At 71.9% G+C, this 16,108-nt stretch carries 13 protein-coding genes; 11 read left to right on the forward strand and 2 right to left on the reverse strand.

Annotated elements, in window-relative coordinates; translation table 11 throughout:
- Positions 1–102: 102 nt before the first annotated feature.
- Genes ACFQU4_RS07035 through ACFQU4_RS07060 form a run of 6 tightly spaced genes read left to right on the forward strand, consistent with a single transcriptional unit; the run spans position 103 to position 5,304 of the window.
- The gene (locus ACFQU4_RS07035) at positions 103–384 is read left to right on the forward strand and encodes a hypothetical protein (protein ID WP_377488650.1); all 282 of its coding nucleotides are present in this window, start codon (positions 103–105) and stop codon (positions 382–384) included.
- Entirely contained in the window at positions 381–1,418 is a 1,038-nt protein-coding gene (locus ACFQU4_RS07040; protein ID WP_377488653.1) for an AAA family ATPase, read from the forward strand. The genes ACFQU4_RS07035 and ACFQU4_RS07040 overlap by 4 nt, the downstream gene beginning before the upstream one ends.
- Positions 1,415–2,341, forward strand: a complete 927-nt coding sequence (locus tag ACFQU4_RS07045) for a DUF58 domain-containing protein (RefSeq protein WP_377488656.1) — start codon at positions 1,415–1,417, stop codon at positions 2,339–2,341. The genes ACFQU4_RS07040 and ACFQU4_RS07045 overlap by 4 nt, the downstream gene beginning before the upstream one ends.
- Positions 2,338–3,288 carry a VWA domain-containing protein gene (locus tag ACFQU4_RS07050; protein WP_377488659.1) on the forward strand — a complete coding sequence of 317 codons (951 nt, stop codon included), beginning with the start codon at positions 2,338–2,340 and terminating at the stop codon, positions 3,286–3,288. Before ACFQU4_RS07045 ends, ACFQU4_RS07050 begins: the two co-directional genes overlap by 4 nt.
- A 24-nt stretch (positions 3,289–3,312) precedes the next feature.
- Positions 3,313–4,233, forward strand: coding sequence for a S1C family serine protease (locus tag ACFQU4_RS07055; RefSeq protein WP_377488662.1), 921 nt, complete (start codon positions 3,313–3,315; stop codon positions 4,231–4,233).
- A gap of 39 nt (positions 4,234–4,272) precedes the next feature.
- Complete coding sequence (locus ACFQU4_RS07060) at positions 4,273–5,304, forward strand: hypothetical protein (RefSeq protein WP_377488665.1); 1,032 nt, start codon at positions 4,273–4,275, stop codon at positions 5,302–5,304.
- Here ACFQU4_RS07060 and ACFQU4_RS07065 read toward each other — a convergent pair.
- Positions 5,252–8,002 carry an alpha-amylase family glycosyl hydrolase gene (locus ACFQU4_RS07065; RefSeq protein WP_377488668.1) on the reverse strand — a complete coding sequence of 917 codons (2,751 nt, stop codon included), beginning with the start codon at positions 8,000–8,002 and terminating at the stop codon, positions 5,252–5,254. The genes ACFQU4_RS07060 and ACFQU4_RS07065 overlap by 53 nt on opposite strands.
- A 94-nt stretch (positions 8,003–8,096) precedes the next feature.
- On the opposite strand from ACFQU4_RS07065, the gene ACFQU4_RS07070 reads away from it, so the two are divergent.
- The 5 genes from ACFQU4_RS07070 to ACFQU4_RS07090 all read left to right on the forward strand — a co-directional run bounded on the left by ACFQU4_RS07070 (position 8,097) and on the right by ACFQU4_RS07090 (position 15,282).
- Positions 8,097–9,986 carry a beta-L-arabinofuranosidase domain-containing protein gene (locus ACFQU4_RS07070; protein ID WP_377488671.1) on the forward strand — a complete coding sequence of 630 codons (1,890 nt, stop codon included), beginning with the start codon at positions 8,097–8,099 and terminating at the stop codon, positions 9,984–9,986.
- Positions 9,983–11,092 carry a zinc-binding dehydrogenase gene (locus ACFQU4_RS07075; protein ID WP_377488674.1) on the forward strand — a complete coding sequence of 370 codons (1,110 nt, stop codon included), beginning with the start codon at positions 9,983–9,985 and terminating at the stop codon, positions 11,090–11,092. The genes ACFQU4_RS07070 and ACFQU4_RS07075 overlap by 4 nt, the downstream gene beginning before the upstream one ends.
- A gap of 2 nt (positions 11,093–11,094) precedes the next feature.
- Positions 11,095–12,114 carry a phosphotransferase family protein gene (locus ACFQU4_RS07080; RefSeq protein ID WP_377488677.1) on the forward strand — a complete coding sequence of 340 codons (1,020 nt, stop codon included), beginning with the start codon at positions 11,095–11,097 and terminating at the stop codon, positions 12,112–12,114.
- A complete protein-coding gene (gene eno, locus ACFQU4_RS07085; RefSeq protein ID WP_377488680.1) occupies positions 12,111–13,379 on the forward strand; it encodes a phosphopyruvate hydratase in 1,269 nt (422 codons plus the stop codon). The genes ACFQU4_RS07080 and eno overlap by 4 nt, the downstream gene beginning before the upstream one ends.
- Before the next feature lie 100 nt (positions 13,380–13,479).
- Positions 13,480–15,282, forward strand: coding sequence for a collagen binding domain-containing protein (locus ACFQU4_RS07090; protein ID WP_377488683.1), 1,803 nt, complete (start codon positions 13,480–13,482; stop codon positions 15,280–15,282).
- A gap of 3 nt (positions 15,283–15,285) precedes the next feature.
- Here the strand turns inward: ACFQU4_RS07090 and ACFQU4_RS07095 are convergent, their stop codons facing one another.
- Positions 15,286–16,101 (reverse strand): hypothetical protein, encoded by an 816-nt coding sequence (locus ACFQU4_RS07095; protein ID WP_377488686.1) that lies wholly within the window; start codon positions 16,099–16,101, stop codon positions 15,286–15,288.
- Between the last annotated feature and the right edge of the window lie 7 nt (positions 16,102–16,108).

Below are 16,108 nucleotides of genomic sequence, written 5' to 3' on the forward strand. Positions count from 1 at the left end.
CGATTTTCGGCTGCACTTCCGGAGGCTTTCGGGTCCGCGTGCTGATCTTGAAACAGGCCCGCACCACCGCGGCGCCGTACGACGGAAGGAACGACACACCTCATGACTGCACCAGCCAAGCGACGACTGACCATCGCAGCCGTACTCGCCGGAGCCGGCATCGCGATCGCGACCGTGTCCGGCGTGGCCTATGCGGCGACCGAGTCGTCCGAACCGATCTGGGCGACCGTCGTGGACGGCACCGGGTCCGGAGCGCCCGAACCGTCGGCCGCCACGGACGACGGCCCCGGCACCGTGGCCGACCCCGGGACCGACTGCCCGGACGGGCCCGGCTCGGGCTTGGCCGGATCGCCTCAGCAGAACGAGAACGGCGGTGACCTGTGACGGCCGACCAGACCACGGTCGACGCCGTGACCGCGGGCCGGCGGCTGGCTCCGGTCGGGATCCTGGAACGCACCCTGTTCGAGATCAAGCGCGTCGTGGTCGGCCAGGACCAGATGGTCGAGCGGATCCTGGTCGGGCTGCTGGCCCGCGGTCACGTCCTGATCGAGGGCGTACCCGGCGTGGCCAAGACGCTGGCCGTCCGCACCCTCGCGGACGTGGTCGGCGGCCAGTTCGCCCGGCTCCAGTTCACGCCGGACCTGATGCCGGCCGACATCGTCGGCACCCAGGTGTGGCGCCCGGCGGAGGCGAAGTTCGGTACGGACCTCGGGCCGATCTTCGCCAACATCGTGCTGGCGGACGAGATCAACCGGGCGCCCGCGAAGGTCCAATCGGCGCTGCTGGAGGCGATGGCGGAGGGCCAGGTGAGCATCGGCGGCGCGACGTACCGGCTGCCCGAGCCGTTCCTGGTGCTGGCCACCCAGAACCCGATCGAGACCGAGGGGGTCTATGCGCTGCCCGAGGCGCAGCGGGACCGGTTCCTGCTCAAGGTCGACGTCCGGCACGCCGGCGAGCTCGAGGAGCTGACCATCGTGCAGCGGATGAGCGTCGCCCCGCCGCGGGCGCAGCCGGTGCTCAGCCTGGCCGAGCTGCAGGCCCTGCAGCAGGAGGCCGATCAGGTGTTCGTGCACCACGCCGTCGCGCTGTACGCCGTGCAGCTGGTGATGGCGACCCGGCAGCCGCACCGGTTCGGGCTCGGCCAGCTGGACCAGGTGCTGGACTACGGGATCAGTGCCCGCGGGACGCTGGGCCTGGTCGCGGCGGCCCGGGCGATGGCCCTGCTGCGTGGCCGGGACTACGTGCTGCCGCCCGACGTCGCCGACGTGGCCGGGGACGTGCTGGCCCACCGGCTGGTGCTGAGCTACGACGCGATCGCCGAGGGCGTCGACCCGCGGCAGGTGATCGGCTCCGTGCTGGCCGCGGTGCCGAGTCCCCGGGTCGCGCCCGACGACGAGTCGGCGGAGCGGGCCGCGTGACGAGCCGGGACGCCGCGCTCGGTCGCTTCCGCAGGCTGGATCTGACGGTCCAGCGGCGGCTCGACGGGCTGCTGCACGGTGATCATCAAGGCTTCCGGCTCGGGCCGGGGGACGATCCCGAGGAGCTGGTCCGCTACCAGCCGGGCCACGACGTGCGGCGGATCGACCAGCATGTGACGGCGCGGGCCCGGGAGCCGTACGTCTGGCTGACCAGGGCCCAGCATCCCTTGGACAGTTGGGTTCTGCTGGACCGCTCGGCGAGCATGGCCTTCGGTACGGCCGCGGACGAGAAGGGCGATCTGGCGCAGAGCCTGTCGGCGGCCGTCGGCCTGCTCACGGATGCGCCCGGCAACCGGTTCGGCATCGTCGAGTTGACCACCGACGGGCTGCGCTGGCGGCGGCCGACGCCGCCCCGGGTCGGGGCCCAACTCGCGCTGCGGACCCCGGCGTCGCCGCGATCGGGCTCGGCGCCGGTCGGGTTGGCGGAGGCCCTCCGGCAGTTGTCGGTACGGCATCGCCGGCCCGGCCTGCGGATCGTCGTGTCCGACCTGGTCGACCCGGACGGCCGGACCGAGCAGCCGTTCGATTGGGAGGCGCCGCTGCGCCGGCTCGCCGCCCGGCACGAGGTGATCATGATCGAGATCGTCGATCCGCGGGAGCTGCAGCTGCCCGAGGTCGGACTGCTGGTCCTGGTCGACCCCGAGTCCGGGCGGCAGCGCGAGGTGGACAGCTCCGACCTCCGGTTGCGGCACGCCTATGCCCGCGCCGCCGTCGCGCACCGGCAGGCGACCGCGGCGGCCGTCGCCGGAGCCGGCGTTGATCATCTTCTGGTCCGGACCGACGGCGACTGGGTCGCCGAGCTTTCCCGCTTCGTTCAGCTTCGCCGGCACCGACCGGCCCGTCGTCGCCGGAGGACGCGATGAACTTCCTGTCACCCCTGTGGTTGTTGATCTTGATCCCGGTGGCCGGGCTCGCGATCGGCTATGTCCTGATGCAGCGACGCCGGCAACGCTATGCCGTCCGGTTCGCGGCGCTGCCGATGCTGGACAAGATCGTTCCCCGGCGGCCGGGCTGGCGGCGGCACCTGCCGGCCACCTTGATCCTGGTCGCCCTGGCGGCGCTCGGCCTGGCCGCGGCCCGGCCCGAAATCGCCCTGCGGGTGCCGTACGACCGGGCGACCGTGATCGTCGCGGTCGACATCTCCGGCTCGATGGCGGCGACGGACGTCAGCCCGAATCGCTTGTCCGCGGCCAAATCCGCGGCGGCGGCGTTCGTCGCCGATCTGCCCGAGACCGTGAACGTCGGCGTCGTGACCTTCGCCGGCAACAGCACCGTCGTCGCGGCGCCGACCACCGACCACGAGAGCGCCCGTCGGCAGATCGAGTCGCTGACCACCGCGGGCGGCGGTACCGCGATCGGGGAGGCTGTGTTCTCCTCGATCGACCAGGTCGCCCGGCTGGCCGCGGACGGCGCGGAGGGCGTACCGGCCCGGGTGGTGCTGCTGTCCGACGGCGACAACTCGGCCGGCCGCGATCCGGGCCAGGCGGCCCAGGCCGCCGCCGAGAGCGACCTGCCCGTGTCGACGATCGCGTACGGGACTCCGGACGGCGTGCTGCAGAACTCCCGCGGCGTCAGCCAGCCGGTCCCGGTCGACGAGGAAGCCTTGCGCCAGCTGGCCGAGCAGACCGGCGGCACGGCCTACACGGCCGCCAGCGGCGAGGAACTGGCCGCGGTCTACTCCGACATCGGCTCGTCGATCGGCTGGCGGGTCGAGCCGCGGGACATCACCCCGTACCTGGCCGCCGGCAGCTTGATCATCGTGCTCGTCGCGGGCGCGCTCTCGCTGCGCTGGTTCGCCCGGATCGTCTAGCCGAGAAGGGAAGGAGAACGACGCATGACGTACCCGAATCATGATCAGGATCCCGCGCCGGGCTGGCCGGGAATCGGCCGGCCGGCCGGGCCACCGATGGAGCCGCGACGCCCGGACCCGATCAACGCAGGCCCGCCGCCGAGGCCCGCACCGGTGCCGCCCGCACCAGTGCCGCCCGCACCAGTGCCGCCCGTACCGGTACGGCCCGCGCCGCCTCGCCGTGGCCGGGCCGGCACGGTTGCGGTGGCGGCGACGGTCGCCCTCATCGTCGGCGGCCTGTCCGGGGTCGGGGCGACCCAGCTGATCGACCGGGCCCCGGTCACCCAACTCGTCCAGGGACAGCGGCCGGCCCCGCGATCGCTCGGGGAGACCGAGGCCGAGCAGGCGGCCGGGACGATCCTGCCCAGCGTGGTCCAGGTCCGGGCCGGCCGCGGCAGCGGGTCCGGCGTCGTGATCGACGAGGCCGGACACGTGATCACCAATCACCACGTCGTCGACGGCTCGCCGTCGGTCCGGCTGGTGCTCGCCAACGGCCGGTCGGTCGCCGCGCGGGTGGTCGGCTCGGACGCCGCCAACGACATCGCCGTACTCCAGGCGGACAGCGCGAACGGGCTGCCGGCCGCCGAGCTCGGCGACAGTGACGAGCTGCGGATCGGCCAGTCCGTGCTGGCCGTCGGCTCGCCGCTCGGCCTGAACGGCACGGTGACCGCCGGGATCGTCAGCGCCGTCCAGGGCCGGGGTACGCCGCGCGCGATGATCCAGACCGACGCGTCGATCAATCCCGGCAACTCCGGCGGACCGCTGGTCGACCTGGACGGCCGGGTGGTCGGGATCAACACCTCGATCGCGACCCTCGGCGGCCGCGCGTCGGGCAACATCGGCATCGGGTTCGCCGTGCCGATCGACCGCGCCGTGTCCGTCGCGGAACGGATCCTGACCGGATGATCCCCAACGGACCGGCCGGAAACTGGCAGGATGGTCGGGATGAGCGACCACGCTGTCGAGTGGCTGCTGACGTCGGAGGAACCGGCCGTCCGGGCGTTGGCCCGGCGTGACCTGCTCGGCCAGGATCCGGGCGAGGACGACGCGGACCTGCTGGCGGGTGCCAAGGTGTCGACGCTGTTGGAGACGATCGTGCCGAGCGCTGCCCGCGGCGGCTGGACCGGTCCGCTCTGGGGCCTGCTGTCCCTGATCGATCTTGGAGTGCCGCTCGAGGACGACCCGCGGGCCGACGCCGGCTACCGGCATTACGTCGGCCGGGTCCTGCAACGGCCGCAGCACACGGGACATCCGACGGTGATCAACGGACTGCACCGGTTCTGCGCCAACGTCGAGGGTCACGCGTTGATCATCGGGTGCCGCCTCGGCCGGGCCTCCGATGATCCGCGGCTGGCGTACCTGGCCGGGAGGTTGATCGAATGGCAGTGGCCGGACGGCGGCTGGAACTGCCACCGGAACGCCTCCGGCCGGCGCTCCTCGTTCCACGAGTCGATCGCCGCGATGCTCGGCCTGCACGAGTACGCGCGGGCGACCGGTGATGACGAGGCCGCGGCGGCCGCGGACCGGACCGCGGAGCTGTTCCTCGAGCACCGGTTGATCTTCAGCCTAGGCACCGGTCAGCCGAACCGGTTCCGGCCGAAGCCGCCGCCCGCCGGCCGGATGATCAACGAGCGTTGGGGAAAGCTCGGCTACCCGTCCTACTGGCACTACGACCTGCTGGTCGCCCTGCGCTACCTGACCCGGATGGGCCGGGCCGCCGACCCGCGCACCGCCGACTGCCTGGACCTGCTGGAACAGAAGCGCCGCCCGGATGGCCGCTGGGCCGCCGATCGCCAGTGGTGGGTGCCGCCCGGCCATCGATTCGCCAACCAGGTGGACGTTGTGGACTGGGCCGGAGCGCGCCAGCCGAGCGAGTTGATCACCTTCCACGCCCTGCGGATCCTCAAGGGCGCCGGCCGCGAGGTCAGCTGGTCTCGACCCGGCTCAGGTGGGTCTCGGGGTCGTAGAAGATCGTGACCGGGCCGCCGGAAGTCGTGTAGGTCAGGTTGGGGCCGTCGCGGACGCCGCCCTCGCCGTAGTTCTCCTCCCACGAGTTGTTCAGCGCGATCTTGTATTCGTAGCTGCCGGCCGGGATGCCGGTGAAGGTCTTGGACCAGGTCCCGTCGTCGCCGAGTTCGAGGCGCGCGGCGGTGCAGTCGACCTGCCAGTCGGAGGCGCAGCCCATCGCGGCGTTGTGGGTGCCGGGCACGGTGACGATCCCGTCGCCCGGGTCCGGCACGGAGAGATCGACGGCGAACCCGACCGAGCCGTAGGACGACGCCGCGGACCGGTGGCCGGCCGCGTCGACGGTGACGGCGCGGTATTCGATCAAGGTGCCGGGGTCGAGTTCGCCGACGTCGTGCCGAACCGAGGGGGCGGTCAGGTCGCTGGTGCCGAGCGGCTGCCAGGCCTTCGCACCGGCCACCCGCCAACCGAACGACGTCTCCTGCCAGCGATCCCGGTCAACGCTGGCCGCAACCGGAGCCAGGCCCGCCAGCGCCGCGCCGGGCGTCGGTGCACCGACCTTGATCGACTGTGCCGTCTCCGGCGCCGCGACCTTACGGTCGGCCCGCAGCACCACGGTCGCCAGGGCCGGTACGGTGATCGTCACCGAGCCGTCGGCGCTCGCGGTGACCGGCTCGGCATCGCCGTACAGCAAGGAGAAGCGGCCGCCCGGCGTCAGCGTCCGGAACGTCACGGTGCGCGGCTCGGGCGCGTTGTTCAGGGCGACCAGGTGCTCGACCCGATGATCACGATCGACCCGGCTGAACGCGTACACGCCGGGACCGTCGTCGGCGAACCGCTCCCGCTGGGCACCGGTGGCCAGGGCCGGATGCTCGGCGCGCAGCTTGCCCAGCGCGGCCAGGTCGGCGTAGAGCGCGCCGTCGGTGTCGTAGCGGTCCCGCTTGCCGACGGGTTCGCCGGTGATCAACTTCTGCTGGGCGTACGCCTCGACCTGGGTCGCGAACAGGTCCTGCCGGCCGGCCACGTCGGTCCACAGGTCGCCGCCGCCGGTGAAGCCCTGTTCGTCGCCGTAGTAGAGCACCGGCTGGCCGCGGCTGAGCAGCATCAGCTCGTGGGCCAGCCGGTCCCGGTCCTTCAGCCGGTCCACGTCGCCGAGCAGCTGGCCGATCCGGCCGATGTCGTGATTGGAGACGAAGGTCTCCAGGTTCGCCGCCGACGAGTGCGGCGTCGTGTAAAGATCATCGGTGGCGAAGAACGCGGCCAGGCCGCGGGCCGTGGTGCCCTTGGCGAAGTTCACCGCGTTGCCGGCGAACGCGAAGTCGAGCACGCCGCCCAGTTCGGTGTCCCGGACGTACGGGGCGAGGTTCTTCGGGTCGCCGTCGAACACCTCGCCGAACATGAAGAAGTCGTCGTTGCCGATCGCGCGGGCGTGCTTCATGATCGCGGTCGACCACTGCTGCCAGAACTCGACGTTCACGTGCTTGACGGTGTCGATCCGGAACCCGTCCACCCCGAAGTCGATCCACTTCCGGTACACGTCGATGTAGCCCCGGACCACCTTCGGATGCTCGGTCATCAGGTCGTCCAGGCCGAAGAAGTCGCCGTAGGTCACCGATTCCCCGGTGAACGTCGAGTCGCCGCGATTGTGGTAGAGCCGAGGATCGTTGAGCCAATGCGGCTTCTTCGCGTTGCGCTGCGCCGCCGGCACCTCCGGCAGGTACGGGAACGAGGTCTTCGGGTCCAGCGGCGGGAAGTCGGCGGAGCCGGCGATGGCTGCGATGTCGATCACCTTGCCCTGCCGATCCGTGTACGGGTCGTCGGCGATCGGCACGTAGTCGGACTTGCCGCCGGCGTATCTGATCACGTCTGCGGTGGTGTTGATCTCGATGTCGAAATAGATCTTGATCCCGCGGGCGTGCGCCGACTTGATCAGCCGGCGCATGCCCTGCTCGGTGCCGAGATGGGCGTCGATCGCGGTCAGGTCGAGGGTCCAGTAGCCGTGATAGCTGCCCAGGCTGAGTTCACCGACGGTCTGCACCGGGAGGTTGCCGAACGGCGGCGTGATCCAGATGGCCGTCGTGCCGAGGCTGGCGATGTAGTCGAGCTTCGACTCCAGGCCGGCCAGATCGCCGCCGTGATAGAAGTTCGGGTCGGCCGGGTCGTAGCCGGAGCTCAGCTTGTCCGGCTTCCGGCCGCCGGTGTTGTTGGCCGGATCCCCGTCGGCGAACCGGTCGGTCAGCGCGAAGTAGAACTGTTGGCCGGTGCCGGGCGCCCGGGCCGGCTCGCCGACCAGGCCGCCGTCGCCGGGATCATGATCACCGGGCAGGTCGAGCGGCGTGATCCCGATCCGGTGCACGGCGTCGTCGTACCGGACCGTGAGCCGGACCTCGCCCGCGATGGTCAGCGGCACGTTCTCCGGCCCGCCGTTCAGGCCCCAGCTGATCTCCCAGCCGTGGTCGATGGCCACCTTGTACGCGTACGTCCCGGCCGGCAGCGTGAACTCCGCGGCCCAGCGGCCGGGCTCGCCGGTCGGCTTCAGCTCGCTCTGCGGGCAGGCCGGATCCCAGTCCTTGGCGCAGCCGAGCTCGGTCTGGAGATCGCCGACCAGGGTGACGGCGCTCGGACCCTCCGCCGCGGCCGGTGCGGCACCGAACCAGCCCGCCACCAGCGCCAAGATCAACAACAAGGACACCCAGCGACCCAACCGCATGCACGCACCACCTCACTGTGGGGAACTTCCGGCCGCGATATCCCGGCTCGAACTTCCCCAATCTTGTCACGGAGAACGGGGTAGCGTTCCGATCATGACGCATGCCGTGGGGCAACCGCTGCCCGCCGGGTCGACGGTGCCGGAGGGCTGGATCGCCCGGCAGGCCAGGCAGAACCTCGACGGCTTCGTCGGCGCCCTGCCGGGGATCAGCGCTGAGGTCGGCGGCGAGGTCTTCGCGGCCGGGCGGCTCGGGCCCGACGCCGCGGGCGACAACGTCGGTGCGGTGCCGTGGTGGAACGGCGAGAGCGAGGGCAACTGGCTGATCGGCTACGCGGGCCACGTCCGGATGGTCGGCACCGACCAGGAACGGGCCGACGCGGCGGGCCGGATCGAGGCCGCGGTCGCGCACCAGGATCCGGACGGCTACCTCGGCATGTTCACCGAGACGGCTCGGCAGGCGAGCCCGTGGCTGCCCGGCGACTGCTGGACGGCGAGCCGGCTGTTGCTGGCGATCGAGGAGTGGGCCGGGGCCCATGATGATCATGAACTGCGGGCGGCGGTGGACCGAGCGGTCGACTGGCTGGGCGCCCGGTTCGACGCGGCGGGACCGGCGGCCTTCGCGGACGCGGAGCCGGAGACGGCGGTCCGCGGCCACGACCTGCAGCTGGTCGACCTGCTGCTCGACGTGGCCCGGCGGACCGGCCGGACGGAGCCGGTGGACCTGGCGGTACGGCTCTATCGGCGGTTCAGTCTGGCGCCGTTGAGCTGGGTCGAGGACGACGGTCAGCTCGACCACCTGCTGTCCGACGACCCGTTCCACGGCCACGGCCCGCACGTCGCGGAGAACCTCAGGATCCCGCTCCGGCTGTACGAGTTCACCGGTGACCGGCAACTGCTCGACGCGGCGCAGGCCGGCTGGGACAAGCTGCTGGCCGCGGTCGGCGTCACCGGCGCGCTGCGCAGCGACGAGACGGTCGGCGCGCCGGGCCAACGGCCGCGGCCGGTGCCGGAGGCCGGCTACGAGTACTGCGCGATCACCGAGCTGGCGATCACCGCCTCCGAGTTCGCCCGGATCCTCGACCGTCCGGACGCGGCCGATCTCGCTGAGACGCTCTGGCTGAACGCCGCCCAGGCCGCCCGGGCGAACGACGGCGGCGGCGCCGCGTACTTCTTCGCCGAGAACCAGCCGGCCGCGACCAGGGCGATGGGGGCTCGCTGGGACGTCTCGCCCACGCACGACGACGCCGCCGTCTGCTGCGTGCCGAACGCCGGCCGGATCCTGCCGGCCCTGGTCGACCGGGCCGTGATCATGATCGACGGCGGCCTGCGGATCGTCCAGTACGGCCCGATGATCACCACGGTTCGGCTCGGTGATCACCGGGTCACCCTGCGCCAGCGGACCGAGTTCCCGTTCTCCGACACGGTCACCCTCGAGCTGTCCGGGCTGCCGGCCGACTTCGTGCTGGAGCTGCGGGTGCCGACCTGGTGCGAGAACCTGCAGTTCCTCGCGCCCGAACTCGAGCCGCCGAGCGGCGGCACCGTGGTCCGGGTCGCGGCCGCCTGGCCGGAGCAGGCCGTCCTCACCCTCCGGCTGCCGATGCGCGTGTGGACGAAGCGCTCCGTGGACAATCGGGTGGCGTTGCTGGGCGGGCCGTTGATCATGGCCCATCCGATCGAGCACCGGGCCGAGCCGACCCGGAACTACCCCGGCAGCGACCTGGCCGACCAGGATCTGACCCCGGCCGACCCGCGGTCGCTGCACGCCCCGTACCTGCTGCAGTCCGGGATCGACACCGCGACCATGATCATGACCGAGCCGGGCGAGGATCCGTGGACCGCTCCCGGGGTGACGGTCGAGGCCGAGGGACTGGACCCGAACCCGCGCTCCGAGGCACTCGGCGGCGCGGGCACCGGCACCCTCCGACTGATCCCGATCGGCTGCACTATGCTCCGACAGACTTGCCTGCCAGTGCTGGAGGGATGATGCCGCAGAACTTCCCCGAGCGGACCATGACGGCGCTCCGTTGGTGGGGCCCGCGCGACGTCCGGGTGGACACGATCCCGGTGCCGGCCGACCCTCCGGACGGCTGGGTGCTGATCGAGATCGAGGCCTGCGGCATCTGCGGGACCGACGTCGAGGAGTACCTGAACGGCCCGATCGTGGTGCCGCTCACCGAGCATCCGCTGACCGGGGCGAAGGCGCCGCTGACCTTCGGCCACGAGGCGGTCGGCACCATCCGCGAGTCCCGGGACCCGGCCGCTCCGCCGGTCGGCACCCGGGTCGTGGTCGAGGGAAACCGGTTCTGCGGGCGGTGCTTCTGGTGCCGGCGCGGCGAGTACCCGCTCTGCGCGCAGGTCGCCTCGCTGGGCCAGATGGACCATGGCGGGCTGGCCGATTTCATGATCGCGCCGGGCTTCATGTGCCTGCCGCTGGATGCCGAGCTGCCGCCGACCGAGGCCGTTCTGGTCGAGCCGCTCTCGGTGGGCGTCCGGGCGCTGAGCCGGCAACCGGAACTCGCCGGAGCCTCGGTGGTGATCTTCGGCGCCGGTACGGTCGGACTGCTGGCCGGGCAGGCCGCGCGGGCGATGGGCGCCGCCGACGTGATCATGGTCGACGCCAACCCGGCCAAGCGGGAGGTATCGCTGGCCTGCGGCGCCAGCACCTTCCTGACCCCGGACGGGCTCGGCGTGCTGCCGCAGCGGTACGAGGCGGGCGGTCCGGACCTGGCGATCGAATGTGCCGGGTCGACCGCGGCGGCACGCAGCGCGATCGAGGTGATCCGGCGCGGCGGCACGGCGATCCTGCTCGGCGTGCACGACGACACGTTCGAGGTGCCGATGCTGCCGTTCGTGCTGGACGAGAAGACCGTCACCTCCAGCCGGTCCCACGCCTGGGACACCGACTTCCCACGGGCCCTGGAACTGCTCCGTTCCGGCGCGATCGTGACCGCGCCGTTGATCACCCGCGTGATCCCGCTGAGCCGCACGGTGGAGGACGGCTTCGTCCCGCTGTCCCGGCCCGGCCACAGCGAGATCAAGATCGTTGTCGTACCCGATCGTCTGAAGCCGACCGACCAGACCGGAGGTTGATCATGATGGACCTGGCCACTGCGAGCGACACCGAGATCCGGCACTACCTGACCGACCGCGGCCTGCACGTCGGCGGCCTGGCCCGGGTCGAACGCCTGCCCGGCGGGGTGTCCGGGATCGTCGTCCGGGTCGACATCGCCGACGGGCCGGTGGTCTGCAAGCAGTCGTTGGAGCGGCTCGCCGTACCCGGTGAGTGGCAGGCCGACCGCCGCCGGATCCTCACCGAGGCACGGGCCCTCGAGGTGTACGGGAAGCTGACCCCGGAACTGGTGCCGCGCCTGGTCGACGTCGACGCCGACCAGTTGATCTTGACCATGACCTGCGCGCCGTCCGAATGGTGGCCGTGGAAGGAACGGCTGCTGGCCGGCGAGAAGGCGGCGATCGCGACGGCGGTGGCCGACCGGCTCGGTCACGGGCTGGCCCGCTGGCATGCGGGCACGGCCGGCGATGCGGACCTGCTGGCCTCGTTCGATGATCAGGAGACCTACCGGCTGCTGCGCACCGATCCGTTCTACCGGGCGCTGGCCGGGGCTCATCCCGACCTGGCCGACCGGCTGCGCGGGCTCGCCGACGCGCTGCACCGTGATCACGTCTGCCTGGTGCACGGCGACTTCTCGCCGAAGAACGTGCTGGTCGGCGACGACGGCCTGTGGATCGTCGATCACGAGGTGGCGGTGGCCGGCCGGCCGGTCTTCGATCTCGCCTTCCTGATCACGCATCTGACGCTGAAGGCCGTCGAGCGGGAGCGGCGGTTCCTGCTCGACGCGGCCACGACCTTCTGGAGCACGTACCAAAAGGCCTGGCCCGAGTCAGGCGTCACCGCCGAGGAACTCGGTGATCATGTCGCGGCGCTGATGCTGGCCCGGGTCGACGGCGTGTCCACGGTGCACTACCTGTCCGAGCGGCAGGAGGGCCTGGTCCGCGAGGTGGCCCGTGATCACCTCGCCGCCGGCGGCACCATCGATGACCTGTGGCAGCGGGTCCGTGAGCTGAACGGGCCCTCGTCGGGGGAGCACGCATGATCAGGACCAGGATCGAGCAGGTCCAGGCCTGGGAGGCGTTGGACTCCCGCGGCCGGCCGACCGTGGCGGCCCGGGTCCGGCTGGCCGGCGGGGCGACCGGAACGACCCGGGTACCGTCCGGCGCATCGGCCGGGTCGCACGAGGCGCGCGAGCTCCGCGACGGCGGCGATCGCTACCAGGGCTACGGAGTACGGGCAGCCGTCGCCGGCGTGGTCGAGGCGCTCGAGCCGGCGGTCCGGGGCCTCGACGCGAACGATCAGAACACGGTCGACGCGGCCATCGAGGAGGCGGCGGCCACCGCCGGCGCGGACCGGGTGGGCGCCAACTCGACGCTCGCCGTCTCGATCGCCACGGCGCTCGCGGCCGCGGACGAGGAGGGGGTCGACCTGGCCCGCCGGCTGGCCGCCGACGGGCCGCTGCTGCTGCCGATGCCGATGATCAACATCGTCTCGGGCGGCGCCCATGCCGGCTCCGCGATCGACCTGCAGGACTTCCTGGTGGTGCCGCACGGGGCCGGGTCGTTCGCCGAGGCGATCGGCTGGGCCCAGGAGGTCCGCCAGCAGGCCGCCGCGGTGGCCCGCCGGCGCGGGTTCGAGGAGGCCGTCCTGGTCGCCGACGAGGGCGGGCTCGGGCTTCGGCTGGAGACCAACGAGGCCGCCCTCGGGCTGGTCGTCGAGGCGATCGAGGCGGCCGGGCTGACCCCGGGCGAGCAGGCCTCGGTGGCGATCGACGCCGCCGCGACCGAGTTCCATGCCGACGGCGTCTACCGGCTGGCGGCGGAGGACCGGGTGCTCTCCGCCGACGAGTTGATCACCGAGTACGCGGGCTGGCTGGACCGCTATCCGATCGTGTCGATCGAGGACCCGCTGGCCGAGGACGACTGGGCCGGCTGGCAGTCGATCACCGCCCGGCTGGGCGAGCGGTGCGACCTGATCGGCGACGATCTCTTCGTGACGCAACGGGATCGGCTCGATCGCGGCATCGCGGAACGCTCCGGCAACGCGATCCTGATCAAGGTCAACCAGAACGGCCTGCTGAGCCGGACCCAGGACGTGATCACGGCCGCCCAGCGGGCCGGCTTCCGTACCGTGGTGTCGGCCAGGTCCGGCGAGACGGAGGACGCCTGGGTGGCCGATCTCGCGGTCGGCTGGCGCGCCGGGCAGTTCAAGGTCGGTTCGACGCACCGGTCGGAGCGGACCGCGAAATGGAACAGGTTGCTGGAGTTCGAGGCGACCGCCGACACGGAGTGGGCCGGCTGGCGCTAGCCCGGGCGGTGCGGCAAGTGGCGCGGTGACCGCCGCGCCGCTAGCCTGCCCAGTGTTTGCAGCCTCGGGGCCATGGATCACGCACGATCAGAGGACGGCCATGCTCCGACGCTCCCTGTTGACCTTCGGGTCGCTGCTGCTCGCCACCGTGTTGATCTTGACCGGAGCCGGCCCGGCCGCGGCGGCGCCGGCGGGCTGGGCCGAGTGGGAGGCACTCTCGGGCAGCTCGCGGGACTTCACGACGACGATGCGGCAGCAGGCGGCCGGATTCCCGGCGGCGTCGGTGGCCACGAACTCGGTCGGCGGCTCGGCGGTCGGCGTCCAGTCCGGCGCCTCGACCTTCCTGGCGCCGCAGACGCCGCCCGGCGAGAAGTACGGGTCGAGCCGCGGGCAGGCGTACCTCAATCTCCGTCCCAACGGCCTCAGCGCGGCACCGCCCTCGACGACCACGTACACCTTCGACCGGCCGACGCCCGCCTCCGGCTGGACCTTCGTACTCGGCGACGTCGACGCGGACGCGGTCAAGATCAGCGCGACCGGAGCCGACGGGTCGGCCTTGACCGGGGCGCAGCTGGGCTTCCAGGACACGTTCAACTACTGCGCTCCGGGCGTCTCGCCGAAGCCGTCCTGCTCCGGGCCCGGCAACGACGGTTCCGATCTGCCGACCTGGGACGCGACCACCGCCACCTTGACCGGCGGCGGCGCCGACACGGCCGGTGCGAGCGGCTGGTTCGAGCCGACCGTGCCGATCTCCACACTGACCTTCGTGTTCAGCCGGACGGCCGGCAGCCCGGTCTATCAGACCTGGTTCTCCTCGCTGGCGTACGACATCTCGGGCACCGTGACTGCTCCGGCCGGCCGGCAGGAAGGGATCACGCTGCAGCTCCGCGACGGTGACGGCGAGGTCGTGGCCGAGACCATGACCGATGCGGACGGCAACTACACGTTCCCCGGCTACGCGACCTACGACGACTACCTGGTCACGATCGTCCCGCCGAACGGACTGGAGCCGGAAGAGTCGGGGACCCGCGAGGTCGACCTGAGCGATGATGATCAAGAGGGCGTTGACTTCGCGCTCGTCGAGGCAGCCGAGAAGACCGGAGAGATCTTCGGTGCCGTGACCACCGACGAGGGCGCCCCGGTGCCCGGAGCGAAGATCACGATCACCGGGCCGGAGGGCCTCGAGCGGACCGTGATCACCGACGACGACGGCAGATACCAGGTGCCCGACCTGCCGGTGTCGCCCGACTACCTGGTGAAGATCACTCCGCCGGAGGGGTACGAGGTGTCGGGACCGGCCGAGCGCGAGGCCGGCGTCATCGGGGGCGGCGCCACTCCGGTCAACTTCGAGCTGACGGTGTCCGCCGAACCCACCTACGACGTCTCGGGTACGGTGACCGACCCGGCCGGCGATCCGGTCCCGGATGTCGACGTCACCCTGACCGGCGACGAGCTCCAGGAGCCGGTCGTCGTCAGCACCGATGAGGAAGGCGACTTCACCTTCCCGGACGTGCCGATCGGCGAGGACTACCAGGTGATCGTTGATCCGCCGGCCGACGGCGAGGTGGTCGGTGATCCGTCGGTCACGATCGACGTGGTCGACGAGGACGTGACCGGGATTGAGTTCACCGTCGCGGTGGCGGAGCCGTCGCCGAGCCCGTCGCCCTCGGAGCCGACCGACGAACCCACGGACGAACCGACGGATGAGCCGACGGACGAACCGACCGACGAGCCGACCGACGAGCCGACGGATGAGCCGACCGACGAGCCGACCGAGGCGCCGACCGATCCGGGCGAGGAACTGCCGAACACGAGTGGGCCCTCGGTCCTGATCGGGGTCGGCGCGGCGACCATGATCACGGCCGGGCTGGTGCTGGTGGGCCGTCGGCGGTCGCGGGTCTGACGGTCAGGCCTGCCGGACCCGGAGGTACGCCATCCGGACGGCGGCACCGTCGAGGTACAGCCCGATCGGCTGGTTGTCGTAGCTGATGCCCCGGTAGACGCCGGGCGCGGCACCGGCCGCCGTCTGCACGATCAGCCGGTCGTCGCTGCCGTCCTCGGCGTGCCGGTGATAGACGCTGATCCGGTCGTCGGCCCAGGTGATCTTGAAGGACCGGTACGTCTCGATCGGCGTCGGGTAGCTGACGTTGGCCAGCGTCGTGTACGCGTGGCCGAACTCGCGCTGGATGGTCACGTAGCCGGACTTGCGGATCAGCAGCACGGCGTAGTTGTTGTCGTTGCTGTGGTGGCCGAGCAGCACCTTGAGCCCGCCGTTCGCGGAGCGGGTCACACCGCCGATGACCCGACCGCCGAGCGGGTCGTACCAGAGGGTCCGGCCGCGGACCAGGACCGAGCAGCCCTGCCGGAAGCTGCGCCGGGAGCGGGCCCGGACCCGCCGCACGTTGTGCCCCTGATCGCCACGGTGGAAGGGATCCGTGAGACTGCCGTTCTCGACGCTGCCGACCGCGGCGTCGTGCACCCAGAGCCCGCCGCGGACGCCGGTCGCGGCGTAGGTGATCAACTCGGGGCCGTCGGAGTAGTTGCCCTCGTCGCCGTACGAACCGACGTCGCGGACCAGGTCGTACGTGGTCGCGGCGGCGGCCGGCCTGGTCGCGGTCCAGGCGGCCGCCCCGGACAGAGCCAGTCCGCCGGTCAGCCCGAGACCGAGCACCCGACGGCGATTCAGGAGGAACGGTGTCGGCCGGTTCGGCAGGTCGGGCATCGCCACC

Origin of the sequence: Microlunatus sp. GCM10028923 (assembly GCF_042666975.1) — a bacterium.
Taxonomy (GTDB): Bacteria; Actinomycetota; Actinomycetes; order Propionibacteriales; family Propionibacteriaceae; genus Microlunatus.